15 protein-coding genes and 1 pseudogene are annotated in these 21773 nt (G+C 70.0%); 5 read left to right on the forward strand and 11 right to left on the reverse strand.

What is annotated here, in order from left to right; all coding sequences use genetic code 11:
• Positions 1 to 58 precede the first annotated feature (58 nt).
• Positions 59 to 985, reverse strand: coding sequence for an ABC transporter permease (locus G3I71_RS07055; RefSeq protein ID WP_239148982.1), 927 nt, complete (start codon positions 983 to 985; stop codon positions 59 to 61).
• Entirely contained in the window at positions 982 to 3648 is a 2667-nt protein-coding gene (locus G3I71_RS07060) for an alpha/beta fold hydrolase (RefSeq protein ID WP_164313052.1), read from the reverse strand. The genes G3I71_RS07055 and G3I71_RS07060 overlap by 4 nt, the downstream gene beginning before the upstream one ends.
• Before the next feature lie 162 nt (positions 3649 to 3810).
• On the opposite strand from G3I71_RS07060, the gene G3I71_RS50925 reads away from it, so the two are divergent.
• On the forward strand, positions 3811 to 4494 hold the full coding sequence (locus G3I71_RS50925; RefSeq protein WP_343242873.1) for a GNAT family N-acetyltransferase: 684 nt from the start codon (positions 3811 to 3813) through the stop codon (positions 4492 to 4494).
• A gap of 570 nt (positions 4495 to 5064) precedes the next feature.
• On the opposite strand, the gene G3I71_RS07070 is transcribed toward G3I71_RS50925, so the two are convergent.
• The 6 genes and pseudogenes from G3I71_RS07070 to iolC all read right to left on the reverse strand — a co-directional run bounded on the left by G3I71_RS07070 (position 5065) and on the right by iolC (position 11547).
• Positions 5065 to 5766: a 2-phosphosulfolactate phosphatase gene (locus G3I71_RS07070; protein WP_164313053.1), complete on the reverse strand. Its 702-nt coding sequence runs from the start codon at positions 5764 to 5766 to the stop codon at positions 5065 to 5067.
• 139 nt (positions 5767 to 5905) lie between these two features.
• Complete coding sequence (mmsA, locus tag G3I71_RS07075) at positions 5906 to 7408, reverse strand: CoA-acylating methylmalonate-semialdehyde dehydrogenase (protein WP_164313054.1); 1503 nt, start codon at positions 7406 to 7408, stop codon at positions 5906 to 5908.
• A 14-nt stretch (positions 7409 to 7422) separates the two neighbouring features.
• Entirely contained in the window at positions 7423 to 9327 is a 1905-nt protein-coding gene (gene iolD / locus G3I71_RS07080; RefSeq protein WP_164313055.1) for a 3D-(3,5/4)-trihydroxycyclohexane-1,2-dione acylhydrolase (decyclizing), read from the reverse strand.
• Positions 9328 to 9386: 59 nt separating this feature from the next.
• Positions 9387 to 9560: pseudogene (locus G3I71_RS50930) on the reverse strand (5-deoxy-glucuronate isomerase); the annotation flags it as partial.
• 68 nt (positions 9561 to 9628) lie between these two features.
• Complete coding sequence (locus G3I71_RS07090) at positions 9629 to 10585, reverse strand: deoxyribose-phosphate aldolase (RefSeq protein ID WP_239148983.1); 957 nt, start codon at positions 10583 to 10585, stop codon at positions 9629 to 9631.
• The gene (gene iolC, locus G3I71_RS07095) at positions 10582 to 11547 is read right to left on the reverse strand and encodes a 5-dehydro-2-deoxygluconokinase (RefSeq protein ID WP_164313056.1); all 966 of its coding nucleotides are present in this window, start codon (positions 11545 to 11547) and stop codon (positions 10582 to 10584) included. The genes G3I71_RS07090 and iolC overlap by 4 nt, the downstream gene beginning before the upstream one ends.
• A 201-nt stretch (positions 11548 to 11748) precedes the next feature.
• Between iolC and G3I71_RS07100 the strand changes: the two genes are divergently transcribed.
• Together G3I71_RS07100 and G3I71_RS07105 are read left to right on the forward strand one after the other, a co-directional pair.
• Positions 11749 to 12687 (forward strand): sugar phosphate isomerase/epimerase, encoded by a 939-nt coding sequence (locus tag G3I71_RS07100; protein ID WP_164313057.1) that lies wholly within the window; start codon positions 11749 to 11751, stop codon positions 12685 to 12687.
• Positions 12688 to 13059: 372 nt separating this feature from the next.
• Entirely contained in the window at positions 13060 to 13260 is a 201-nt protein-coding gene (locus G3I71_RS07105; protein WP_055525705.1) for an AlpA family transcriptional regulator, read from the forward strand.
• Positions 13261 to 13351: 91 nt separating this feature from the next.
• Here the strand turns inward: G3I71_RS07105 and G3I71_RS07110 are convergent, their stop codons facing one another.
• Complete coding sequence (locus G3I71_RS07110) at positions 13352 to 14395, reverse strand: zinc-dependent alcohol dehydrogenase family protein (protein WP_164313058.1); 1044 nt, start codon at positions 14393 to 14395, stop codon at positions 13352 to 13354.
• 174 nt (positions 14396 to 14569) lie between these two features.
• Between G3I71_RS07110 and G3I71_RS07115 the strand changes: the two genes are divergently transcribed.
• Both G3I71_RS07115 and G3I71_RS07120 read left to right on the forward strand, forming a co-directional pair.
• Positions 14570 to 14809 (forward strand): heavy-metal-associated domain-containing protein, encoded by a 240-nt coding sequence (locus G3I71_RS07115; protein WP_164313059.1) that lies wholly within the window; start codon positions 14570 to 14572, stop codon positions 14807 to 14809.
• Between the two features lie 19 nt (positions 14810 to 14828).
• Positions 14829 to 17129, forward strand: coding sequence for a cation-translocating P-type ATPase (locus G3I71_RS07120; protein ID WP_164313060.1), 2301 nt, complete (start codon positions 14829 to 14831; stop codon positions 17127 to 17129).
• Between the two features lie 677 nt (positions 17130 to 17806).
• On the opposite strand, the gene G3I71_RS07125 is transcribed toward G3I71_RS07120, so the two are convergent.
• Together G3I71_RS07125 and G3I71_RS07130 are read right to left on the reverse strand one after the other, a co-directional pair.
• Positions 17807 to 19105: a citrate synthase gene (locus tag G3I71_RS07125; RefSeq protein WP_164313061.1), complete on the reverse strand. Its 1299-nt coding sequence runs from the start codon at positions 19103 to 19105 to the stop codon at positions 17807 to 17809.
• A 250-nt stretch (positions 19106 to 19355) separates the two neighbouring features.
• Entirely contained in the window at positions 19356 to 21620 is a 2265-nt protein-coding gene (locus G3I71_RS07130) for an ATP-dependent RecD-like DNA helicase (protein WP_164313062.1), read from the reverse strand.
• Positions 21621 to 21773 lie beyond the last annotated feature (153 nt).

The following is a 21773-nucleotide window of genomic DNA, read 5'->3' on the forward strand; positions in this document are numbered from 1 at the left end:
GATCTCGAAGTGGCCACGAGAGGCGGCCGTCGAGACCGGTAGGTGATCCTCCGGTGACCTAGGAGACGACGTCCTTGCGGGCAAAACCCCGGAAGGCCAGGGCGAACAGGATGAGGGCGTACGTTACCGAGACGGCCGTCCCCTGGATCATGCCGCCCCACTCCGGGCGGGGCTGAATGGCGTCGGCCCACGCGAACTGCCAATGCGCGGGCAGGAAGTCGCGCCAGTCGCCGAGAGCGGTCACGGCGTCCAGGACGTTGCCGACGATGGTCAGGCCGACGGCGCCGCCGACCGCTCCCAGGGGGGCGTCGGTCTTCGTCGACAGCCAGAACGCCAGTCCGGCGGTGACCAGTTGGGACACGAAGAGGTATCCCACGACCACCACCAGTCGCTGGGCCGCCGTGCCCGCGGCGAGCGAGCCGCCGGTGGGAATCTCCAGTGGTCCCCAGCCGTAGGCCGCCGTGCCGACCGCGAGGGCCACGACCGGCAGCAGCACCATCGCGGCGAGGCTCATACCGAGGGCGACCGCGAGCTTGGACCAGAGGAGGCGGGCGCGCGGCACGGGGGCCGCGAGCAGATAGCGCAGGGAGGACCAGCTGGCCTCCGAGGCGACCGTGTCCCCGCAGAACAGGGCGACGGGGATGACCAGCAGGAAGCCCGCGGAGACGAAGAGGTTGACGGCGACGAAGTTGGCGCCGGACGCGGTGGCCGTGTCCATCAGGGTGACCTGGCCGCCCGGCCTGCCGGGCTCGCCGCCGATCGCGAAGGCGGCGACGAGGATGAACGGCAGCGCGGCGAGGATGCCGCCCATGACGAGCGTACGGCGGCGCTTGAGCTGGCGGACCAGTTCGACGCGCAGGGGCAGTGTCCGCCGGGCGCGGTACCCGTCGGCCGTCTCCGCCCGCTCCACGACCGTGTTCGTCGCCTTCGACGTGTCAGTCTTATCTGTCGCGTTCGTCGTGTCCGTCGTGTCCGTCGTGCTCATGCGGAGCCTCCGATCAGGGTGAGGAAGGCGTCTTCGAGGCGGCGGTGGGGGCCCACCGACGCCACGGGCACTTCGAGGCGGACGAGTTCGACGACGAGGCGCTGGGCGCTGCCGTCCTCGGGGGCGAGGCGGACCAGGAGGCCGTCGTCGGTGCGTACGGCGGAGACGATGCCGGGCAGGGCGGCGACCTTCTCGACGACCGGCTCCTCCACCGGGGTGGTGGTGCCGACGAGCAGGGTGTCGCCTGAGCCGATGATCTCGCTGACCGGGCCGGCCTGGACCAGCTTGCCGCGGTCCATGACGACGAGGTGCGTGCAGGACTGCTCGACCTCCGCCAGCAGGTGGCTGGAGACGATCACCGTGCGGCCGGCCTCCGCGTACCGGATCATGACCTCGCGCATCTCGCGGATCTGGGGCGGGTCGAGGCCGTTGGTCGGTTCGTCGAGGATGAGGAGGTCGGGCATGCCGAGCATGGCCTGGGCGATGGCGAGCCGCTGGCGCATGCCCTGGGAGTACGTGCGGACAGCGCGCGCGAGTGCGTCGCCGAGGCCCGCGATCTCCAGGGCCTCCTCCATGTGGGCGTCCCCGGCCGGGCGGCCCGTGGCCTGCCAGTACAGCTCCAGGTTCTCGCGGCCGGAGAGGTGCGGGAGGAAGCCGGCGCCCTCGACGAAGGAGCCGACGCGGGAGAGGACGGGGGCGCCGGGGCGGATGGCGTGCCCGAAGACGCGGATCTCGCCGCCGTCGGGCCTGATGAGGCCCATCAGCATGCGCAGGGTGGTGGTCTTGCCTGCGCCGTTGGGGCCGAGGAGTCCGAGGACCTGGCCCTTCTCGACGCGGAACGACACGTCCCGTACGGCGTACCGGTCCGACGACTTGGCGTACTTCTTGCTCAAGTCGGTGATCTGGAGCGGGACTTCGGCCAGTTCGGGGTCCGGGGCGGACGGTGCCGCCGTGCGCCTGCGTCCTGACAGGAGCAGGGCCAGGGCGATCGCGGCGCCCGCGAGGGGCAGCCACCACACCCAGGCGGGCAGCCCGGCCGAGGCCGTGGTGACGCCGGGGGCGGTGGGGATCTTCAGGTCGCTCGTGACAGAGACCGTGTACGTGGCCGGGGCGACCGGTGACGCGTAGCCGAGGTCCGTGGAGGCGAGGACCAGTCGGAGCCGGTGACCCTGTTCGACCTCGTGGTCGATGGCCGGGAGGGTGATCGTGACGTCCTTGCCCTGCTTGGCGCCCTCGACCCTGAGGGGGGTGACCAGCTGGCCGGGCAGCACCTGCTGCCTGCCGTTGGCCGAGACGTCGTACACCTTGGCGAAGAGGACGGCGTCCTCGCTGGTCGACTTGACGTGGACGGTGACCGTGGGGGAACCGGTGATCCGTACGTCGTCGGCGACCGGGGCCGATTCGAAGCTCGCGTTCTGCCCGGGGAAGTCGATCGAGACGCCGACTCCGAGCGAGGAGAGCTGGGACAGGCCGCCCGCGGCGCCGAGGCCGGGCAGGGAGGAGACGGCGGGCGGGGCGGCGCCGGCCGGGTTGTCGAACGACTGCTCCCTGCCGGTCAGCGTGACCTCACGCTGCCCGTTCTCCAGCCCCGGGTAGGTGTCCGAGGTGGCGCCGCGCAGGGTCGCCGCCCCGTCGGTGGAGTCGATTCCGCCGGTGCGGGTGACGCGGAAGGCGGGCCCGGTGTCGGCACCCTTGTCGTCCTTCAGGTACCGGTCGAACCACGAGTTGATCCGGGACTCGACGCGGCTCGTCTCCATGTCGCCGCCGTCATGGCCGCCCGCGATCCAGTCGACGTCCACGGGGGCGCCGTTGGCACGGATCGCCTTCGCGGCGGCGTCGGCCTGGCCGAGGGGGAAGAGGGAGTCGGTCTGGCCCTGGATCAGCAGGGTGGGCACCTTGATGCGGTCGCCGACGGCGGAGGGCGACCGTTCGGTGAGGAGTTCGGTGGCTGCCGTGTCCGGCTTGCCGGCCTCGGCGACCCGGTCGTACATCTCACACAGCGTGGCCTCGAACCGGTCGCAGCCGCCGCCGGTGTTGATGAAGATGCCGGCCCACTGCTTCTTGAAGACGCCGTTCGGGAAGAGTGCGTCCGCGAGGTTCCAGTAGGTGATCGCGGGCGCGATGGCGTCGACCCGGTCGTCGTAACCGGCGGCGAGGAGCGAGATCGCGCCGCCGTAGGACCCGCCGGCCATGCCGACGCGCGGGTCGCCCTTCTTGTCGAGCTGGACCTCGGGCCGCGCGGCCAGCCAGTCGATGAGTTTCGAGACGTCGGCGACCTCGGTCTTCGGGTCGTTCAGCCCGATCTTCCCGGTCGATCTGCCGAAGCCCCGGGCGGACCAGGTCAGCACCGCGTAGCCGTCGCGGGCGAGTTTCTGGGCCTGGGCTCGTACGTCGTCCTTGCTGCCGCCGAAGCCGTGTGCGAGGAGGACGGCGGGGCGGCGGTCGGAGTCGGACCCCGCGGTGAAGTACGAGGTGTCGACGCGCACCCCGCCGCCCATGTCCATGACCCGGTCGGCTTGGTGCACCGCGGGCGCGTCGTCCGAGGCGACGGCCGTCCACGTACCGGCACCGGCGAGCAGGACGACAGCGGCGGCCACGACGGCGACCAGCCGCCGTGACCACCGGGGCCGCGCTCCCCGCAGTCCGGGCATTCGAAGATCCATACGTCAACGGTACGGGCCGCCACCGACATCCGGGGCAACCGCCGGTCGGAACCTTCCGCCATCCTGCGGGCGTACGGCACGGGTCCGGCGTACACCAGGCGTGGTACGGACGGGCCCGTGAGGATCCGGTCCGTGGAGGTTCGGTCCATGGAGGTTCGGTCCGTGGAGATTCGGCGCGCGATGACAGTCGCCGAGGTGGCCGCCGCCGAACACCTCTTCGACCACCCGGTCCGCACGGAGCGGGCGGAACGTTCCCTGACGTCGGCCGGGCATCACCTGTACCTGGCCTACGAGTCCGCCGAGACGGTAGCCCCCGTCGGCTTTGCGAGCGGCGTCGAGACCGTCCACCCCGACAAGGGTGCGGAGATGCTGCTGTACGAGCTGGGGGTGGCCGAGTCGCACCGGCGCAGGGGGATCGGGCGGGCGCTGGAGCCGTACGGCGCCGAGCGGTACGCCTCCAACGGCCAACGCGCGGCCGTCCGGCTCCGCTGCTATCGGCGGCCGTTTCGTTCGCGCTCGCTGTGGCGCAGTGCGCGACGCTGTTCTCCCGGCAGGGTGGCGGCCAACTCGCCCACCGGGGAGACGTCGTGGAAATTGCCGTCCCGGCCGCCCCGGCACCACCACACCGGCGGGCCGGCCTCGTCCCTTGGGCCCTCGGGCCAGTCGGCAGTGGTCCCTGCGGGACGAAGGTGCGTTCCGGTCCTGTGTTCCCAGCAGACCGGCCAGACCTGCCAGAGCAGCTCCATGATCGTCGACTGCGCCGCGTCCGCGACCACGTCCAGGACCGTCATCGCATCGTCCGGCTCCGGCGGGTCGCCCTCCTCCGGGTCGCACGCGTTCACCTGATTGCCGTGCCAACGGCCGTCTGGCATCGCCACGTAGACCCGCCCCCAGTCGATTCCGCTCGGGGGCGACGGCTGCCAAGGCGGCTCAAACAGCAGTATCAGCGCGTCCTGACCCGGCAGGGTCGCCACCAGATCGCGGTTGACCACCGCGAGCGCGGCCTCCAACTTCGGCCACTGACCGGGCTCGGCCGGCCCGGGCTCCGGGGGATGCTGCCGGTCATGACCAGGACCGATGCTGAAATGCGAGAAGTAGTTCACATGGTCATCGTTCCAGCCTCACCGTCCTTCACCGGTGGCGGAGGGCGAAATCAGCTCAGGTCTCCGGCCGGCAACACTGATTGCGCGCAACCTTTCTGGTGCAGCCGGTCGGTATGCCGCTGCACCGTCCATCGCGTCGCCGCATCAGACCAGTCTCACGCACGTGCCGGACCTCGGCGAGCGGCGTCTCTCGATCGTCCTGCGGGCGATGATCAGCCTGTCGGGGATCGACACCCTCGCCGTTGGCACACGTCTCTGGACTCTCGCCGGCGGCAGGGTGCGCGTCCCGGTGCGAACTGGACCTCGCCGGCGATCAGACCGGAGCGTCGCCGGTCAGCGGAGGCACGGCGTGCGGGCGTACGACCATGAGTGAGTCCTCCTGGCTCGCCGTCATGGCGAAGGGGAAACGGTCGAGCTCAAGGCAGAGTGCGACGTCGTCGGGATGGGCTCCTTGACGCCTGCCCGACGCCAGTTCGGTGGCGGCGCGTGACTCGGCGGCTCGGTGGAGGAACTCGGCGGGATCCGTCGCGGCCTCGGTGGCTCTTCGGGCGATGTACTGAGCACACGCCAGGTCTTCGTCCGCCTGTCCGTCCTCGCCGGTGACCACGAACGTGACGCTGTCACTCGCGCGGGTCCGCAGGAGCCGGGCCGTCGCCTCCGCCACCACGAAGCCGGCGCACAGCACCAGCGACGCCTCCCTGACAGCGAGGGCGCCGACCGTCCCTGCCGTGGTCTTCTGTACGACGGTCCGTCCGCGAAGGTCGGCAGACCGCAGCATGCCGGGTGAGTTGACCATGTCGAATCCGGGTGCGGGCGGCCCGTCCTTGAGCGCCATCCAGTCCGGGTGGGCGGCCTTGAGTGCCAGCGCGTCGTCCAGCGACTCGGCGAGAACGATCTTTTCGGCCCCCTGGGCGAAGACCCAGGCAGCCACAGTGAAAGCACGCATGACGTCGACCACGACCGCCACGGACGGGGCTTCGGTCAACTCGGGGATACCGAGGAAGTGAGCGTCCATGGTCATCATGATCGCGTACGCCCGACCCGGAGTATCCGGGATCATGCGATCCGGTGCCGATCCAGTGCGGAACGGCAATGCCCGCCGACCTGGAAGTAGCAGGTCAGCGGGCATGCGTGGCGGATTTCCCAGTGGTCGCTCAGTGGTTGCGCGGGAAGCCCAGGTCGACGCCCGAGGGGCCGTCCGCCGGGTCCGGCCAGCGGGTCGTGACGACCTTGCCGCGGGTGTAGAAGTGGGTGCCGTCGTTGCCGTAGATGTGGTGGTCCCCGAAGAGGGAGTCCTTCCAGCCGCCGAACGAGTGGTAGCCCACCGGGACGGGGATCGGGACGTTGACGCCGACCATGCCGGCCTCGACCTCCAGCTGGAAGCGGCGGGCCGCGCCGCCGTCCCGGGTGAAGATCGCGGTGCCGTTGCCGAAGGGGGAGGCGTTGATCAGCGCCAGGCCCTCCTCGTACGTGTCGACGCGCAGGACGGTCAGGACCGGGCCGAAGATCTCGTCCTGGTAGGCCTTCGCCGTCGTCGGCACCTTGTCGAGGAGCGAGATGCCGATCCAGTGGCCGTCCTCGAAGCCCTCGACCGTGAAGCCGCTGCCGTCGAGGACGACCTCCGAGCCCTCGGCCGCCGCGCCGGTGACGTACGAGGCCACCTTGTCGCGGTGCACGGCAGTGATCAGCGGGCCCATCTCGCTCGTCGGGTCGTTGCCGGGGCCGATCTTGATCTTCTCGGCGCGCTCGCGGATCTTGTCGACCAGTTCGTCGCCGATCGCGCCGACCGCGACCACGGCCGAGATCGCCATGCAGCGCTCGCCCGCCGAGCCGTAGGCGGCGGAGACGGCGGCGTCGGCCGCCGCGTCCAGGTCCGCGTCCGGGAGGACCAGCATGTGGTTCTTGGCGCCGCCCAGGGCCTGGACGCGCTTGCCGTTCGCCGAGGCCGTGGTGTGGATGTAGCGGGCGATCGGCGTCGAGCCGACGAAGGACACCGCCTTGACATCCGGGTGGTCCAGGAGGCGGTCGACCGCCACCTTGTCGCCGTGGACGACGTTGAAGACGCCGTCGGGCAGGCCCGCCTCGGCGAACAGTTCGGCGAGCTTCATGGCCGCCGACGGGTCCTTCTCGGACGGCTTCAGCACGAAGGTGTTGCCGCACGCGATGGCGATCGGGAACATCCACATCGGCACCATGGCCGGGAAGTTGAACGGCGTGATGCCCGCGACGACGCCGAGGGGCTGGCGGATCGACGAGACGTCGACGCGGCTTGCCACCTCCGTCGACAGCTCGCCCTTCAGCTGCACGGTGATACCGCACGCGAGTTCGACGATCTCCAGGCCGCGGGCGACCTCGCCGAGCGCGTCGCTGTGCACCTTGCCGTGCTCGGCGGTGATCAGCTCGGCGATCGCGTCGCGGTTGGCGTCGAGCAGCGCGCGGAACTTGAAGAGGATGGCGCTCCGCTTGGCGAGCGACGAGGTGCCCCAGGTCGCGTACGCGTCCTTGGCGGCGGCTACGGCCGCGTCGACCTCGTCGACCGTCGCGAAGGCGACGTTCGTGGTGACCGCGCCGGTCGCGGGGTCGGTGACCGGCCCGTACGTGCCCGACGCGCCCTCGACGGTCTTGCCGCCGATCCAGTGGTTGACGATCTTCGTCATGCCCAGGTTCTCCTTCACAGATGGCGGCGTCGGGTAGAGACGTGCCGTTCGTACAGCTCACGTGCCTTGACCGCTGACGGGCGGGTCGCGGTCTCGGCCACAGGAACATCCCACCAGGCCTGCGCCGGAGGCGCGCCCGACACTGTGTCTGCCGTTTCCGTCTCGACGTAGACACAAGTGGGAGTGTCGGCGGTACGGGCCTCGGCGAGCGCCGCCCGCAGCTCCCGTACCGTCTTCGCGCGCAGGACGCGCATGCCCAGGCTCGCCACGTTGGCGGCCAGGTCCACGGGCAGCGGGGCCCCCGTGTACGTACCGTCGTCCGCCTGATAGCGGTAGGCGGTGCCGAAGCGCTCGCCGCCCACCGACTCCGACAGACCGCCGATGGACGCGTAGCCGTGGTTCTGGATCAGGAGGAGCTTGATGGCGATCCCCTCCTGTACGGCCGTCACGATCTCCGTCGGCATCATCAGGTACGTGCCGTCGCCCACCAGCGCCCATACGGGACGGTCGGGCGCCGCCAGTTTCACACCGATCGCGGCCGGTATCTCGTATCCCATGCAGGAATAGCCGTATTCGAGGTGGTATTGGTCCTGCGACCGTGCACGCCAGAGTTTGTGCAGGTCGCCGGGGAGTGAGCCAGCCGCGTTGATGATGATGTCCGACTCGTCGGCGAGGGCGTCCAGCGCGCCCAGCACCTGCGGCTGCGTCGGGCGTACGTCCGGCTCATCGGCCTCGTAGGCGGCGTCGACGCGCTGTTCCCAGCGTTCCTTGTCCTCGGTGTACTCGCGGGTGTACTCGTCCGTGACCCGGTGGTCGTGGAGCGCGAGCGCCTCCGTCAGCTGCTCCAGGGCGCTGCGGGCGTCCGCGATCAGCGGGGTGGCGGACAGCTTGTGGCCGTCGTACGGGGCGATGTTGAGGTTCAGGAAGCGGACGTCGGGCGCGGCGAACAGGGTGTTGGAGGCGGTCGTGAAGTCCGTGTAGCGGGTACCGATGCCTATCACCAGGTCGGCCAGGCGGGCGAGTTCGTCGGCCGTGGCTGTTCCCGTGTGGCCGATGCCGCCTACGTCCTGGGGGTGGTCGTGGCGCAGGGAGCCCTTGCCGGCCTGGGTGGAGGCGACGGGGATACGGGTCGCCGAGGCGAACTCCGCCAACACCTCCTCGGCGCGGCTGTGGTGGACTCCGCCGCCCACGACGATCAACGGGCGACGGGCGGTTCGGATCGCCCGTACCGCTTCCGTCAGTTCGTCGGCGTCTGCGGCCGGACGGCGTACGTGCCACACGCGGTCGGCGAAGAACTCGTCGGGCCAGTCGTACGCCTCGGCCTGAACGTCCTGCGGGAGAGCGAGAGTTACGGCGCCCGTCTCGACCGGGTCGGCGAGGACCCGCATCGCCTGCAGCGCCGCCGGGATCAGCGCCTCGGGGCGCGTGACCCGGTCGAAGTACCTGGACACCGGGCGCAGACAGTCGTTGACCGACACGTCACCGGCGTACGGGACTTCGAGCTGCTGGAGGACCGGGTCCGCCGGGCGGGTCGCGAAGGTGTCGCCGGGGAGGAGCAGTACCGGGAGGTGGTTGATCGTGGCGAGTGCGGCGCCGGTGACGAGGTTGGTCGCGCCGGGGCCGATGGACGTCGTCACGGCGTGCGCGGAGAGGCGGTTGGACTGCCTCGCGTAACCAACTGCCGCGTGCACCATGGACTGTTCGTTGCGTCCCTGGTGGAACGGCATGTCGTCGGCGTACTCGACGAGCGCCTGGCCGAGCCCGGCGACGTTCCCGTGGCCGAAGATGCCCCAGGTGGCCCCGATCAGACGGCGGCGGACGCCGTCCCGCTCGGTGTACTGGGCGGCCAGGAAGCGTACGAGCGCCTGCGCGACCGTGAGTCTCGTCGTCGGGATGGAGATGGATGCGGGCGGGGTCATCGGTGTCCCCCTGTGCTGTTCGTTGTACTGGCCGTTGTGTTGTCCGGGTGTGCCAAGTGGACCTCCGGCGCGGGGCCGTAGCGAGCGGGGAGTGGTCGCCCACACTTCGCTCCTGCCAGGGCGAAGCGGCCTCCCGCGCCGGAGGCGATCAGTGCCCGGGCATTCCGGGGTGCGTGCGCGAGGTCGGCGACCGACGCGAACACCCTTTCTCCGCCCAGGAGTTGGAAGTCGTTGTGCGTCGTGCCGGACTCCGCCCGCACGGTACGAGTACAGCCGCCGTACCCCTCGCCCATCGCGCGCCTCACAGCAGTCCGACGGCGGTGTCCACGGCGGCGGACACATCGCCGTCCGCCGGGTACAGCAGCGAGCGGCCGACCACGAGGCCCTGGACGGTGGGGAGTTGGAGCGCGCCGCGCCACTTCTCGTACGCGCCGTCCTGGTCGTCCCCGACCTCGCCGCCGAGCAGCACGGCGGGCAGGGTGGAGGTCTGCATGACCTCGGCCATGTCGTCCGGATTCTCGGTGACGGGGACCTTCAGCCAGGTGTACGCCGAACTGCCGCCCAGGCCGGACGCGATGGCGATGGACTTGGTGACGGCCTCGGCGGAGAGGTCGTTGCGGAGCTTGCCGTCGGGGCCGCGTCTGCTGATGAACGGCTCGACGAAGAGCGGGAGTCGGCGCTCGGCCATCGCGTCGATCGCGTGGGCCGTGGACTCCAGGGTGGTGAGGGAGCCCGGGTCGTCGAAGTCGATGCGCACGAGCAGCTTGCCGGCGTCGAAGCCGAGGCGTGCCATGTCCTCGGGGCGGTGGCCGGTGAAGCGGTCGTCGAGTTCGAAGCTGGCGCCGGAGAGGCCGCCGCGGTTCATCGACCCCATGACGACCTTGCCGTCGAGGGCGCCGAGGAGGAGCAGGTCGTCCAGGATGTCGGCGGTCGCGAGGACCCCGTCGACACCGGGGCGGGAGAGAGCGAGGCACAGGCGTTCGAGCAGGTCGGCCCGGTTGGCCATGGCCAGCTTGCGGCTGCCGACCCCGAGGGCGCCGCGGGCCGGGTGGTCGGCGGCGACGATCATCAGCCGGCCGGAGTCCCCGAGGAGGGGTCGGCGGGTCCGCCGTGCGGCGGCTTCCGCGACGGCCTCGGGATGCCGGGCACGGGTGGCGGCGAGGGCGGAGATGTCCACGGAGGCGAGGGGGCTGGTGCCTGTACGGATACCGGTGCCTGCACCTGAGCCGTTGCCGATGGATGCGGTGGAACTACTCATCGCACCGCTCCCGCCGCGAGTGCCGCCTCGACCTCGGTCGGGGTGGGCATCGCCGACGAGCACTCCAGGCGGGAGGCGACGATCGCGCCGGCCGCGTTGGCGTACCGCATGATGCGCTCCAGGTCCCAGCCTTCGAGGAGGCCGTGGCAGAGGGAGCCGCCGAAGGCGTCACCGGCGCCGAGGCCGTTGAGGACGGTCACCGGGAGCGGGGGCACCTCGGCCGTCTCGCCCTCGCTGTTGACGGCGAGAACACCCTTCGGGCCCTGCTTGACGACCGCCAGTTCGACTCCGGCGTCGAGGAGGGCGCGGGCGGCGGCGTGCGGCTCGCGTACGCCGGTCGCCACCTCCACCTCGTCGAGGTTGCCGACGGCGACGGTGGTGTGGCGCAGGGCCTCGGCGTAGAAGGAGCGGGGGGACTCCGGGTCGCCCCAGGCTGTGTCTTTCCAAAACATGGGGCGCCAGTCGAGGTCGAAGACCGTCGTACCGGACTTGGCGCGGTGGGCGAGGGCGGCCAGGGTCGCCGTGCGGCTGGGCTCCTCGCTCAGGCCGGTGCCCGTGACCCAGAAGATGCTCGCCTCGCCGACCGCGTCCAGGTCCAGCTCGTGGGCGTCGATCTCAAGATCCGGCGCCTTGGGCTGCCGGTAGAAGTACAGCGGGAAGTCGTCCGGCGGGAACACCTCGCAGAACGTGACCGGGGTGTTGAGGCCGGGTACCGACGTGACCCAGCGGTCGTCGACGCCGAAGTCGCGCAGGGCGTCGTGCAGATAGCGCCCGAAGGCGTCGTCACCGGTCCGGGTGATCACCGCGGTGCTGCGCCCGAGTCGGGACGCGGCGACCGCGACGTTCGTCGCCGAGCCGCCGAGGAACTTTCCGAAGGACGTCACCTGGGCGAGCGGCACACCGGTCTGCAGTGGATACAGGTCCACTCCGATCCGCCCCATGGTGATCAGGTCGTACGCCATCGACTTCCCTTCGCGTTTCCTCGGCTCAAGCGACTCAAGCGGCTCACGTGGTCGGCACGGCTCGCACGGTGGTCGGCACAGCGGTCGGCAGAGCGGCTCGTAGTCAGGTCTAGCCCGCCTCACGGAGCCCTGTCAATACTTTGTCCGGACATTCGGACCAGACCTTGACACGCATCCTGGCGTCGGCTGAAGCTGATGCTCATGACTACGCCGTCCCCTTCCTCCCCTTCCTCCCTGTCCAGCCCCCCGCTGTCACGCATCCGGGTCGGCTCGGCGCCCGACTCCTGGGGCGTGTGGTTCCCGGACGACCCCCAGCAGGTTCCCTGGCAGCGCTTCCTCGACGAGGTCTCACAGTCCGGCTACGAGTGGATCGAGCTGGGCCCGTACGGGTACCTGCCGACCGATCCGGCCGTCCTCACCGAGGAGACCGCCAAGCGCGGGCTGAAGGTGTCCGCCGGCACGGTCTTCACCGGGCTGCACCACGGCGAGGCCGTCTGGGAGAAGACCTGGGCACACGTCGCGGACAACGCGGTGCTCACCCAGGCCATGGGCGCGTCCCACCTGGTGGTCATCCCGTCCTTCTGGCGGGACGACAAGACCGGTGAGGTGCTGGAGTCGGACACACTGACGCCCGAGCAGTGGCGCAACCTGACCACGCTGACCGAGCGGCTCGGACACGAGGTGCGGGAGCGTTACGGCCTCCAGATCGTCGTCCACCCGCACGCGGACACGCACATCGACAGCGAGGCGAACGTCACACGCTTCCTCGACGGCACCGACTCCTCGCTCGTCTCGCTGTGCCTGGACACGGGCCACTACGCCTACTGCGGCGGCGACAGCGTCAAGCTGATCGAGACCTACGGCGAGCGGATCGGCTACCTGCACCTCAAGCAGGTCGACCCCGAGATCCTCGCGGACGTACGGGCGAACGAGGTCCCGTTCGGCCCGGCGGTCGCCCGCGGTGTCATGTGCGAACCCCCGGCCGGCGTACCGGAGTTGGGGCCCGTCCTGGCCGCCGCCCAGAAGCTGGACGTGGACCTGTTCGCGATCGTCGAGCAGGACATGTACCCGTGCGAGCCGGACGCTCCGCTGCCTATCGCACAGCGGACTCGGGCGTTTCTTCGGTCCTGCGGGGCGTAGCGCTCCACAGGAGGGGCGGTAAGGGGCAGTCGGGCGGCTGCGGGGCGGTCGTGGCTGGTCGCGCAGTTCCCCGCGCCCCTAGCGGGGGGCGCCGGCGCCCGCCCGCTTTATCGGCGTACGCCCCGCAGGTCAACGTGCCACTCCGGTCTGCGGGCGTGCGCCTTTGCGTCACTCGTGTCACAAAAACTCCCCCCGTGTCACACATGTCGCGTGTACGCGGGTTCTGAGTCACACCGCGTCAACAGACACTTACCCAGGGTCACCAAAGGTCGTTCAACGGGCAATGGCTTTGTGATCGCCAAGCGCAGCGTCCGGCTCCCCCGACGGCCGACCCTGGCCGACCCCGTGACGCACGCGCAGGGAGGTGCACCGATGACCGACCGACGGCTCTGGTCGTACAAAGAGATCGCCGCACACATCCGCGTCCAGCCGGACACCGTGCGCTCGTACCGCAAACACGGCCTGCTGCCCGCACCCGACCACGTGGAGAGCGGCAAGCCCTACTGGTACGCCGACACCGTCAGGGCGTGGGTCGCGGCCCGCCCGGGCAACCGCGGCCGAAGAGACGACTGAGACACCCCCCGCTCCCCCTGCTCCCTCTACTCCCTGCACCCCTGTGCCCCACTCACCGGTGGGGCACAGTTCATGGCCGGCACCGCCCGGGTCAGCGCCACGGCTCGATGACCGTGACCCCTGCCCCCGGCGTCGCCCCCATCTTCGCCAGTGCGGCCGGGGATTCGGTCAGCGGGATGGTGGATGTGACCAGTAGGTCCGGTCGAAGGATGCCCGCTCCTACCAGTTCGAGCATCGGCGGGTAGGTGTGGGCGGCCATGCCGTGGCTGCCCAGGAGTTGGAGCTCGAGAGCTACAACGCGGGCCATCGGGACGGGTGTCGAGCCGGTGGGTGACGGGAGCAGGCCCACCTGGACATGGCGGCCCCGGCGGCGCAGGCCGTTCACCGAGGCCGCGCAGGTGATCGGTGAGCCGAGCGCGTCCAGCGACAACTGGGCGCCGCCACCCGTCAGTTCACGTACCGCCGCCGCCGTGTCGTCGGTGGTGGCCGCGTTCACGCACTCCACCGCGCCGAACTTCCGCGCCAGTTCCAGTGCCCCGGGGGACACGTCGACCGCGACGACCCGGGCGCCGGAGGCCACCGCGATCATCACGGCGGAGAGGCCCACACCGCCGCAGCCGTGCACGGCGACCCACTCCCCCGCCGCCACCCGCCCCTGCTGGACCACCGCCCGGTAAGCCGTCGCGAACCGGCAGCCCAGCGCGGCCGCCGTCCCGAAGGACATCTCCTCCGGCATGGCGACGAGGTTCACGTCGGCGTGGTCCAGCGCCACGAACTCCGCGAACGAACCCCAGTGCGTGAAGCCGGGCTGGGTCTGCCGCTCGCACACCTGCTGGTCACCGGCCGCACAGGACGGGCAGCTCCCGCAGGCGCAGACGAAGGGCACCGTGACCCGGTCACCGGCCCGCCAGCCGCTCACTCCGGCGCCGACGGCCTCGACGACACCGGCGAGTTCATGGCCGGGCACGTGCGGCAGCGCGATGTCGGGGTCGTGGCCCATCCAGCCGTGCCAGTCGCTCCGGCACAGCCCGGTGGCCTCGACGCGCACCACGACCCCGTGCGGCGCGGGCACCGGGTCCGGCACCTCCCGCACCTCGGCCGGTTCCCCGTACCGCTCGAACACCACCGCACGCATACGCGCTCGCCCTCGCTCTCAACGTCACCGTCGCCGTCCCCCGTACCGGAGATCTTGCCACCGACATGAACGAAGTACCCCCCAGGGGTATAGTAGTGTGAGACTCACAGGGCACGTGCGCCACGACGGCGTCCTTGATGACACCTCGATGAGACTTCGAAGAGGAGCAACGACATGACCGCCCAGACCGACACCCCCGGTTCCGTCACCGCCGTCTACCAGGTGACCGGCATGAGCTGCGGGCACTGCGAAGGTTCGGTTTCGAGTGAGCTCTCCGAGCTCGCCGGGGTCACCTCGGTGAAGGCCGTCGCCGCCACCGGCGAGGTCACCGTGGTGTCCGAGACCCCGCTCGACGAGGCAGCCGTGCGCGCCGCGGTGGACGAGGCCGGCTTCGAGCTCGCCGGCCGGGTCTGACCGTACGGACGCGGCGACCATGACCAGTACCAGTACCGGTATCAGTACCAGCACCGAGACCCCGATAGTCACGCCCCATGAGGTCGAGCTGGCCATCGGCGGGATGACGTGTGCCAGCTGCGCGGCCCGCGTCGAGAAGAAGCTCAACCGCATGGACGGCGTCTTCGCCACGGTCAACTACGCGACGGAGAAGGCGAAGATCGCGTACGCCGACGGGGTCGGGGTCGACGACCTGATCGCCACCGTCGTGAAGACGGGGTACACGGCCGAGGAGCCGCCCCCACCGGCCGTGACGGAGGCGCCCGCGGCCGCGCGGGACGCGGACCCCGAACTGGCCGGTCTGCGGCAGCGGCTCGTCGTCTCCGTGCTGCTCGCCGCGCCCGTCGCCTTGATGTCCATGATTCCCGCGCTCCAGTTCGACAACTGGCGGTGGCTCGCGCTGACGCTCGCCTCGCCGGTCGTCGTCTGGGGCGGACTGCCGTTCCACCGGGCCGCGTTCACCAACGCGCGGCACGGCGCGGCCACCATGGACACCCTGGTGTCGGTCGGCACGCTCGCCGCGTACGGCTGGTCCCTGTGGGCGCTGTTCTGGGGCGACGCGGGCAAACCCACGATGCCCGGGATGCCGGGCATGGAGGGCATGGGGGTACGGGAGAGCTTCTCGTTCACCGCCGCCCGCACCGGCGGCACCTCGGAGATCTACCTCGAAGTCGCCGCCGGGGTCATCGCGTTCATCCTCCTCGGACGCTACCTGGAGGCCCGCGCCAAGCGGCGCTCGGGCGCGGCTCTGCGAGCGCTCATGGAACTGGGCGCCAAGGACGTCTCCGTGCTGCGCGGAGGGCGTGAAGTGCGCATCCCCGTGGGCGAGTTGACGATCGGCGACCGGTTCGTCGTACGGCCCGGGGAGAAGATCGCCACCGACGGCACCGTCGTCGAGGGTGCCTCGGCGGTCGACGCGTCGATGCTGACCGGCGAGTCCGTACCGGTCGACGTGGGCGTCGGGGACGCCGTCACGGGCGCGACCGTGAACGCCGGGGGCCGGCTGGTCGTCGAGGCCACCCGCGTCGGTACGGACACCCAGCTCGCACGGATGGCCCGGCTGGTGGAGGACGCACAGAACGGCAAGGCCGAGGTGCAGCGGCTCGCCGACCGGATCTCCGGGATCTTCGTGCCGGTGGTGCTGCTGATCGCGCTCGGTACGTTCGGCGTCTGGCTCGGCGTCACGGGCGACACCGTCGCCGCTTTCACCGCCGCCGTCGCCGTCCTGATCATCGCCTGCCCGTGCGCGCTGGGGCTCGCCACGCCGACCGCGCTGATGGTCGGCACCGGGCGCGGGGCCCAGCTCGGCATCCTCATCAAGGGCCCCGAGGTCCTGGAGTCCACGCGCCGCGTCGACACGATCGTCCTGGACAAGACGGGCACGGTGACGACCGGCCGTATGACCCTCCAGGAGGTGTACGTCGCCGAGGGCACCGACGAGAAGCAGGTGCTGCGGCTCGCGGGCGCCCTCGAACACGCCTCCGAGCACCCGGTCGCCCGAGCGGTGGCCGCGGGGGCCGCTGAGCGGGTCGGGACGCTGCCGGAGGCCGAGGACTTCGAGAACGTGCCCGGGCGGGGCGTACGCGGGCGCGTCGACGGGCACGAGGTGGTCGTCGGACGACTCGTGGACGGCCTGTCGGGGCCGCTCCCGGATGAACTGGCCCGCGCGAAGGCGGAGGCCGAGAGCAACGGACGTACGGCCGTCGTGGTGGCCTGGGACGGCGTGGCACGCGGCGTCCTCACCGTCGCCGACGCGGTCAAGGAGACCAGCGCCGAGGCCGTGCGCGAGCTGCGCGCGCTGGGGCTCACGCCGGTACTGCTGACCGGGGACAACCGGGCGGTGGCCGAGGCGGTGGCGAAGGCCGTCGGGATCGAGCAGGTGATCGCGGAAGTCCTGCCCGAGGAGAAGGTCGACGCCGTACGTCGGCTCCAGGGCGAGGGGCGGATCGTCGCGATGGTCGGCGACGGGGTGAACGACGCGGCGGCGCTGGCCACCGCCGATCTGGGCCTGGCGATGGGTACGGGCACGGACGCGGCGATCGAGGCGAGCGATCTGACGCTGGTGCGCGGGGATCTGCGGGTGGCCGCCGACGCCATCCGGCTGTCCCGGAAGACGCTCTCGACCATCAAGGGCAACCTGGTGTGGGCGTTCGGCTACAACGTGGCCGCGTTGCCGCTGGCCGCGGCCGGACTGCTGAACCCGATGATCGCGGGGGCCGCGATGGCCTTCTCCTCGGTGTTCGTGGTGACGAACAGCCTCCGACTGCGCACGTTCCGCTGAGATCGGCCCCTGACCGGCCGAAGTTACCGGCAGTACGCACAAGTAGGTGTCATAGTCCCTATGGAGTCCCACGCCAGCCTCACATAAGCTCTTCACAAGGCTCGCGCATCATCCTTACGCTTGGGCCCCGGTCGCGACAACCGGGATCTGGCGTACCTAAAGGACATTTGCGCGAGACGCAGATCACAGTGCTGTGAACGTAACCACCGAAGGGCTTCGAGCGTCTAAGTTGGCGATGTCAGACAGCGTCTTGGGGGGCGTTGGATGACGTCTGAGGATGTCTTGGGGGACGTCCTCGGAGATGCGTTGCCGGGACACGTACACCGGGAAGCTTGAGCGGCCCACCCCAGCGTGCGCGTCCCGGCAGACCGCACACAGCATGAGTACGGCGAGTTTTGCTCGTTTTGCTCAAAGCCGTCAGTATGGCGGTTCGCACAACAACGGTTGCTTCGGCGGCCTGCACACCAGTGATAGCGAATTCAGGCGCTGTCCTCTCGAAACGCCCGGCCGGATCCCGTGGGGGGAATCCGCACCGGGACATGGGAAGGCGCCCTGTACGCCGGCCCGTGGGGGGACCGTCGGCAGGGCGCCTTCCGCTTTTACGTCTTGTTCTCAAGGCCTGCTCGCCGGGTGAACTGGCGTGAGCCGCAAGCCCACCCGGCGAGTGCGAACTCAGGTCAACGCTGCTCGACCGGCACGAAGTCCCGCTCCACCACGCCCGTGTAGATCTGGCGCGGGCGGCCGATGCGCGAGCCCGGCTCCTTGATCATCTCGTGCCACTGCGCGATCCAGCCCGGGAGACGGCCCAGGGCGAACAGGACCGTGAACATCTCGGTCGGGAAGCCCATCGCACGGTAGATGAGACCCGTGTAGAAGTCGACGTTCGGGTAGAGGTTGCGCGAGACGAAGTAGTCGTCGGAGAGCGCGTGCTCCTCCAGCTTCAGCGCGATGTCCAGCAGCTCGTCGGACTTGCCGAGGGCCGAGAGGACGTCGTGCGCGGCAGCCTTGATGATCTTCGCGCGCGGGTCGAAGGACTTGTACACCCGGTGGCCGAAGCCCATCAGGCGGACGCCGTCCTCCTTGTTCTTCACCTTGCGGATGAAGGCGTCGACATCGCCGCCGTTCGCCTTGATGCCCTCCAGCATCTCCAGGACGGACTGGTTGGCGCCGCCGTGCAGCGGGCCCCAGAGCGCGGAGATGCCGGCCGAGATCGACGCGAACATGTTGGCCTGCGAGGAACCGACCAGACGGACCGTCGACGTCGAACAGTTCTGCTCGTGGTCGGCGTGCAGGATCAGCAGCTTGTCCAGGGCGGAGACGACGACCGGGTCGAGGTCGTACTCCTGCGCCGGCACCGAGAACGTCATGCGGAGGAAGTTCTCGACATAACCGAGGTCGTTGCGCGGGTAGACGAACGGGTGACCGATCGACTTCTTGTACGCGTACGCGGCGATCGTCGGAAGCTTGGCGAGCAGCCGGATCGTCGAGAGGTTGCGCTGCTTCTCGTCGAACGGGTTGTGGCTGTCCTGGTAGAAGGTCGACAGCGCCGAGACGACCGACGACAGCATCGCCATCGGGTGCGCGTCACGGGGGAAGCCGCGGTAGAAGTTCTTGACGTCCTCGTGCAGCAGGGTGTGCTGCGTGATCTCGTTCTTGAACACGGAGAGCTCGTCCACGGTCGGAAGCTCACCGTTGATCAGCAGGAACGCCACCTCGAGGAAGGTGGAGCGCTCGGCGAGCTGCTCGATCGGGTACCCGCGGTACCGGAGGATGCCCTGCTCACCATCGAGGTAGGTGATTGCGGATTTATAGGCGGCGGTGTTTCCGTAGCCGCTGTCCAGCGTCACCAGACCGGTATGAGCGCGGAGCTTCCCGATGTCGAAGCCCTTGTCGCCGACGGTGCTGTCGATCACCGGGTAGGTGTACTCGCCGTCGCCGAACCGCAGTACTACAGCGTTGTTGGTGTGCTCGCTCACGTCATCCCTCACCGACGTTGTGCCTCTTCTTCGAGGTGCCCTGACTGTCTCTACCATCCCCCATTTGGCGCAGGAGAGTGCACTCGGGGTCGACCATTGGGCCTATTGGCGGCACTGAGTGCCGCCAAGCTACTCATCCTGCCCCCCTTCGCCCTGGTTCCGGAAGCCTCCTGTGACCTTTGTGACTCATTTGATCGATCATTTTTCGCGATCGTTGCGCCGGGCACGACGGCGGCCACGGCTGTCTCGGCTACGACCGCAGCCTGAAGTCCAGTGCGGTGCAGCGCCGTCCGGCCGACACCGTGCGCACCGCCTGACCTATCGCCTTGCGTGAACCGACGAGGACCACCAGCTTCTTGGCGCGGGTGACGGCCGTATACAAAAGGTTGCGCTGGAGCATCATCCACGCGCCCGTGGTGACCGGGACGACCACCGCCGGGTACTCGCTGCCCTGGGAGCGGTGGATGGTCACGGCGTACGCGTGGGCGAGTTCGTCCAGCTCATCGAAGTCGTACGGCACTTCCTCGTCCTCGTCCGTCAGTACGGTGAGCCGCTGTTCGACCTCGTCGAGGGAGGTGACGACGCCGACGGTGCCGTTGAAGACGCCGTTCTCACCCTTGTCGTAGTTGTTGCGGATCTGCGTGACCTTGTCGCCGATGCGGAAGACCCGGCCGCCGAACCGCTTCTCGGGGAGGTCGGGGCGGCCCGGTGTGATCGCCTGCTGGAGCAGCCCGTTGAGGTTTCCGGCGCCGGCCGGACCCCGGTGCATCGGTGCGAGCACCTGGATGTCCCGCCGGGGATCGAGACCGAACTTGGCCGGAATTCGTCGTGCGGCCACATCCACGGTGAGCCGGCCGGCCTCCTCCGTGTCGTCCTCGACGAAGAGGAAGAAGTCCTTCATGCCGTCGGTGACCGGATGCTGCCCGGAGTTGATCCGGTGCGCGTTCGTCACCACGCCCGACTGCTGGGCCTGCCGGAAGACCTTGGTGAGCCGGACGGCGGGGACCGGGCTGCCGTCGGCCAGCAGGTCCCGCAGGACCTCGCCGGCGCCGACGCTGGGGAGTTGGTCCACGTCCCCGACGAACAGCAGGTGCGCGCCCGGCGCGACCGCCTTCGCCAGCTTGTTGGCGAGCAGCAGGTCCAGCATCGAGGCCTCGTCCACCACCACCAGGTCGGCGTCGAGGGGGCGGTCCCTGTCGTAGGCCGCGTCGCCGCCGGGCTTCAGTTCCAGGAGGCGGTGGACGGTGGAGGCCTCGGCGCCGGTGAGTTCGGCCAGGCGCTTGGCGGCGCGGCCGGTCGGGGCGGCCAGTACGACCTTGGCCTTCCTGGCGCGCGCCAGCTCCACGATCGAGCGGACCGTGAAGGACTTGCCGCAGCCGGGACCGCCGGTGAGGACGGCGACCTTCTGCGTCAGCGCGAGCCGGACGGCGGCCTCCTGCTCGGGGGCGAGATCGGCCCCCGTACGCCCCTGGAGCCACGCCAGCGCCTTGTCCCAGGCCACGTCGTGGAAGGCGGGCATCCGGTCCTCGCCGGTGCGCAGGAGGCGCAACAGCTGGGCGGAGAGGGACAGTTCGGCGCGGTGGAAGGGGACGAGGTAGACGGCCGTCACGGGCTCCGAGTCGCCGTCGGGGCCGGGGACCTTCTCCCGTACGACTCCCGGGTCCTCGCCCTCCTCCGGGGGCGCCGCGAGTTCGGCGAGGCACTCGATGACGAGGCCCGTGTCGACCTGGAGGAGCTTCACCGCGTCCGCGATCAACCGCTCCTCGGGGAGATAGCAGTGGCCCTGGTCGGTGGACTGCGAAAGGGCGTACTGGAGGCCCGCCTTGACGCGCTCGGGGCTGTCGTGCGGGATGCCGACGGACTGGGCGATCTTGTCGGCGGTGAGGAAGCCGATACCCCAGACGTCGGAGGCGAGGCGGTAGGGCTGGTTCTTGACGACGGAGATCGAGGCGTCGCCGTACTTCTTGTAGATGCGCACGGCGATGGAGGTGGAGACCTCGACGCTCTGGAGGAAGAGCATGACCTCCTTGATCGCCTTCTGCTCCTCCCAGGCGTCGGCGATCTTCTTCGTGCGCTTGGGGCCGAGGCCCGGTACCTCGATGAGCCGCTTGGGCTCCTCCTCGATGATCCGGAGGGTGTCCAGACCGAAGTGCTGGGTGATGCGGTCCGCGAAGACCGGGCCGATGCCCTTGACCAGGCCCGAGCCGAGATAGCGGCGGATGCCCTGGATCGTGGCGGGCAGGACGGTCGTGTAGTTCTCGACCGTGAACTGTTTGCCGTACTGCTGGTGGGAGCCCCAACGGCCCTCCATGCGCAGGGACTCGCCCGCCTGGGCGCCGAGCAGCGCGCCCACGACCGTGAGGAGGTCACCGGCACCGCGGCCGGTGTCGACCCGGGCGACCGTGTAGCCGTTCTCCTCGTTGGCGTACGTGATCCGCTCCAGGACGCCCTCGAGGACGGCCAGGTGCCGTTCCCCCTGCGCCGCCTGCTTCGGACCGCCCGCCTGTTTCGACATGATCCGACGCTACCGCCCGGCACCGACAGGCCGTGGGTGCCTGTGGACAAGTCACCCGCGTCCCGGTCTCCGCGTGCCGCGCGCCTCGCATCACGATCCGGTATCGGGAAGCGGTCGGGGGCTTGTTTACTCGCGTGTAATCGATTCCAATCT

The sequence above is a fragment of the Streptomyces sp. SID12501 genome (assembly GCF_010550245.1).
Taxonomy (GTDB): Bacteria; Actinomycetota; Actinomycetes; order Streptomycetales; family Streptomycetaceae; genus Streptomyces.

Bases quoted from the DNA above. Each gene is read 5' to 3' on its own strand.
- G3I71_RS07090 (WP_239148983.1), bottom strand. From the start codon at position 10,585: ATGAGTAGTTCCACCGCATCCATCGGCAACGGCTCAGGTGCAGGCACC.
- G3I71_RS07060 (WP_164313052.1), bottom strand. From the start codon at position 3,648: ATGGATCTTCGAATGCCCGGACTGCGGGGAGCGCGGCCCCGGTGGTCA.
- G3I71_RS07110 (WP_164313058.1), bottom strand. From the start codon at position 14,395: ATGCGTGCGGTGGTGTTCGAGCGGTACGGGGAACCGGCCGAGGTGCGG.
- mmsA (WP_164313054.1), bottom strand. From the start codon at position 7,408: ATGACGAAGATCGTCAACCACTGGATCGGCGGCAAGACCGTCGAGGGC.
- iolD (WP_164313055.1), bottom strand. From the start codon at position 9,327: ATGACCCCGCCCGCATCCATCTCCATCCCGACGACGAGACTCACGGTC.
- G3I71_RS07115 (WP_164313059.1), top strand. From the start codon at position 14,570: ATGACCGCCCAGACCGACACCCCCGGTTCCGTCACCGCCGTCTACCAG.
- G3I71_RS07100 (WP_164313057.1), top strand. From the start codon at position 11,749: ATGACTACGCCGTCCCCTTCCTCCCCTTCCTCCCTGTCCAGCCCCCCG.
- G3I71_RS07130 (WP_164313062.1), bottom strand. From the start codon at position 21,620: ATGTCGAAACAGGCGGGCGGTCCGAAGCAGGCGGCGCAGGGGGAACGG.
- G3I71_RS07055 (WP_239148982.1), bottom strand. From the start codon at position 985: ATGAGCACGACGGACACGACGGACACGACGAACGCGACAGATAAGACT.
- G3I71_RS07105 (WP_055525705.1), top strand. From the start codon at position 13,060: ATGACCGACCGACGGCTCTGGTCGTACAAAGAGATCGCCGCACACATC.
- iolC (WP_164313056.1), bottom strand. From the start codon at position 11,547: ATGGCGTACGACCTGATCACCATGGGGCGGATCGGAGTGGACCTGTAT.
- G3I71_RS07070 (WP_164313053.1), bottom strand. From the start codon at position 5,766: ATGGACGCTCACTTCCTCGGTATCCCCGAGTTGACCGAAGCCCCGTCC.
- G3I71_RS07120 (WP_164313060.1), top strand. From the start codon at position 14,829: ATGACCAGTACCAGTACCGGTATCAGTACCAGCACCGAGACCCCGATA.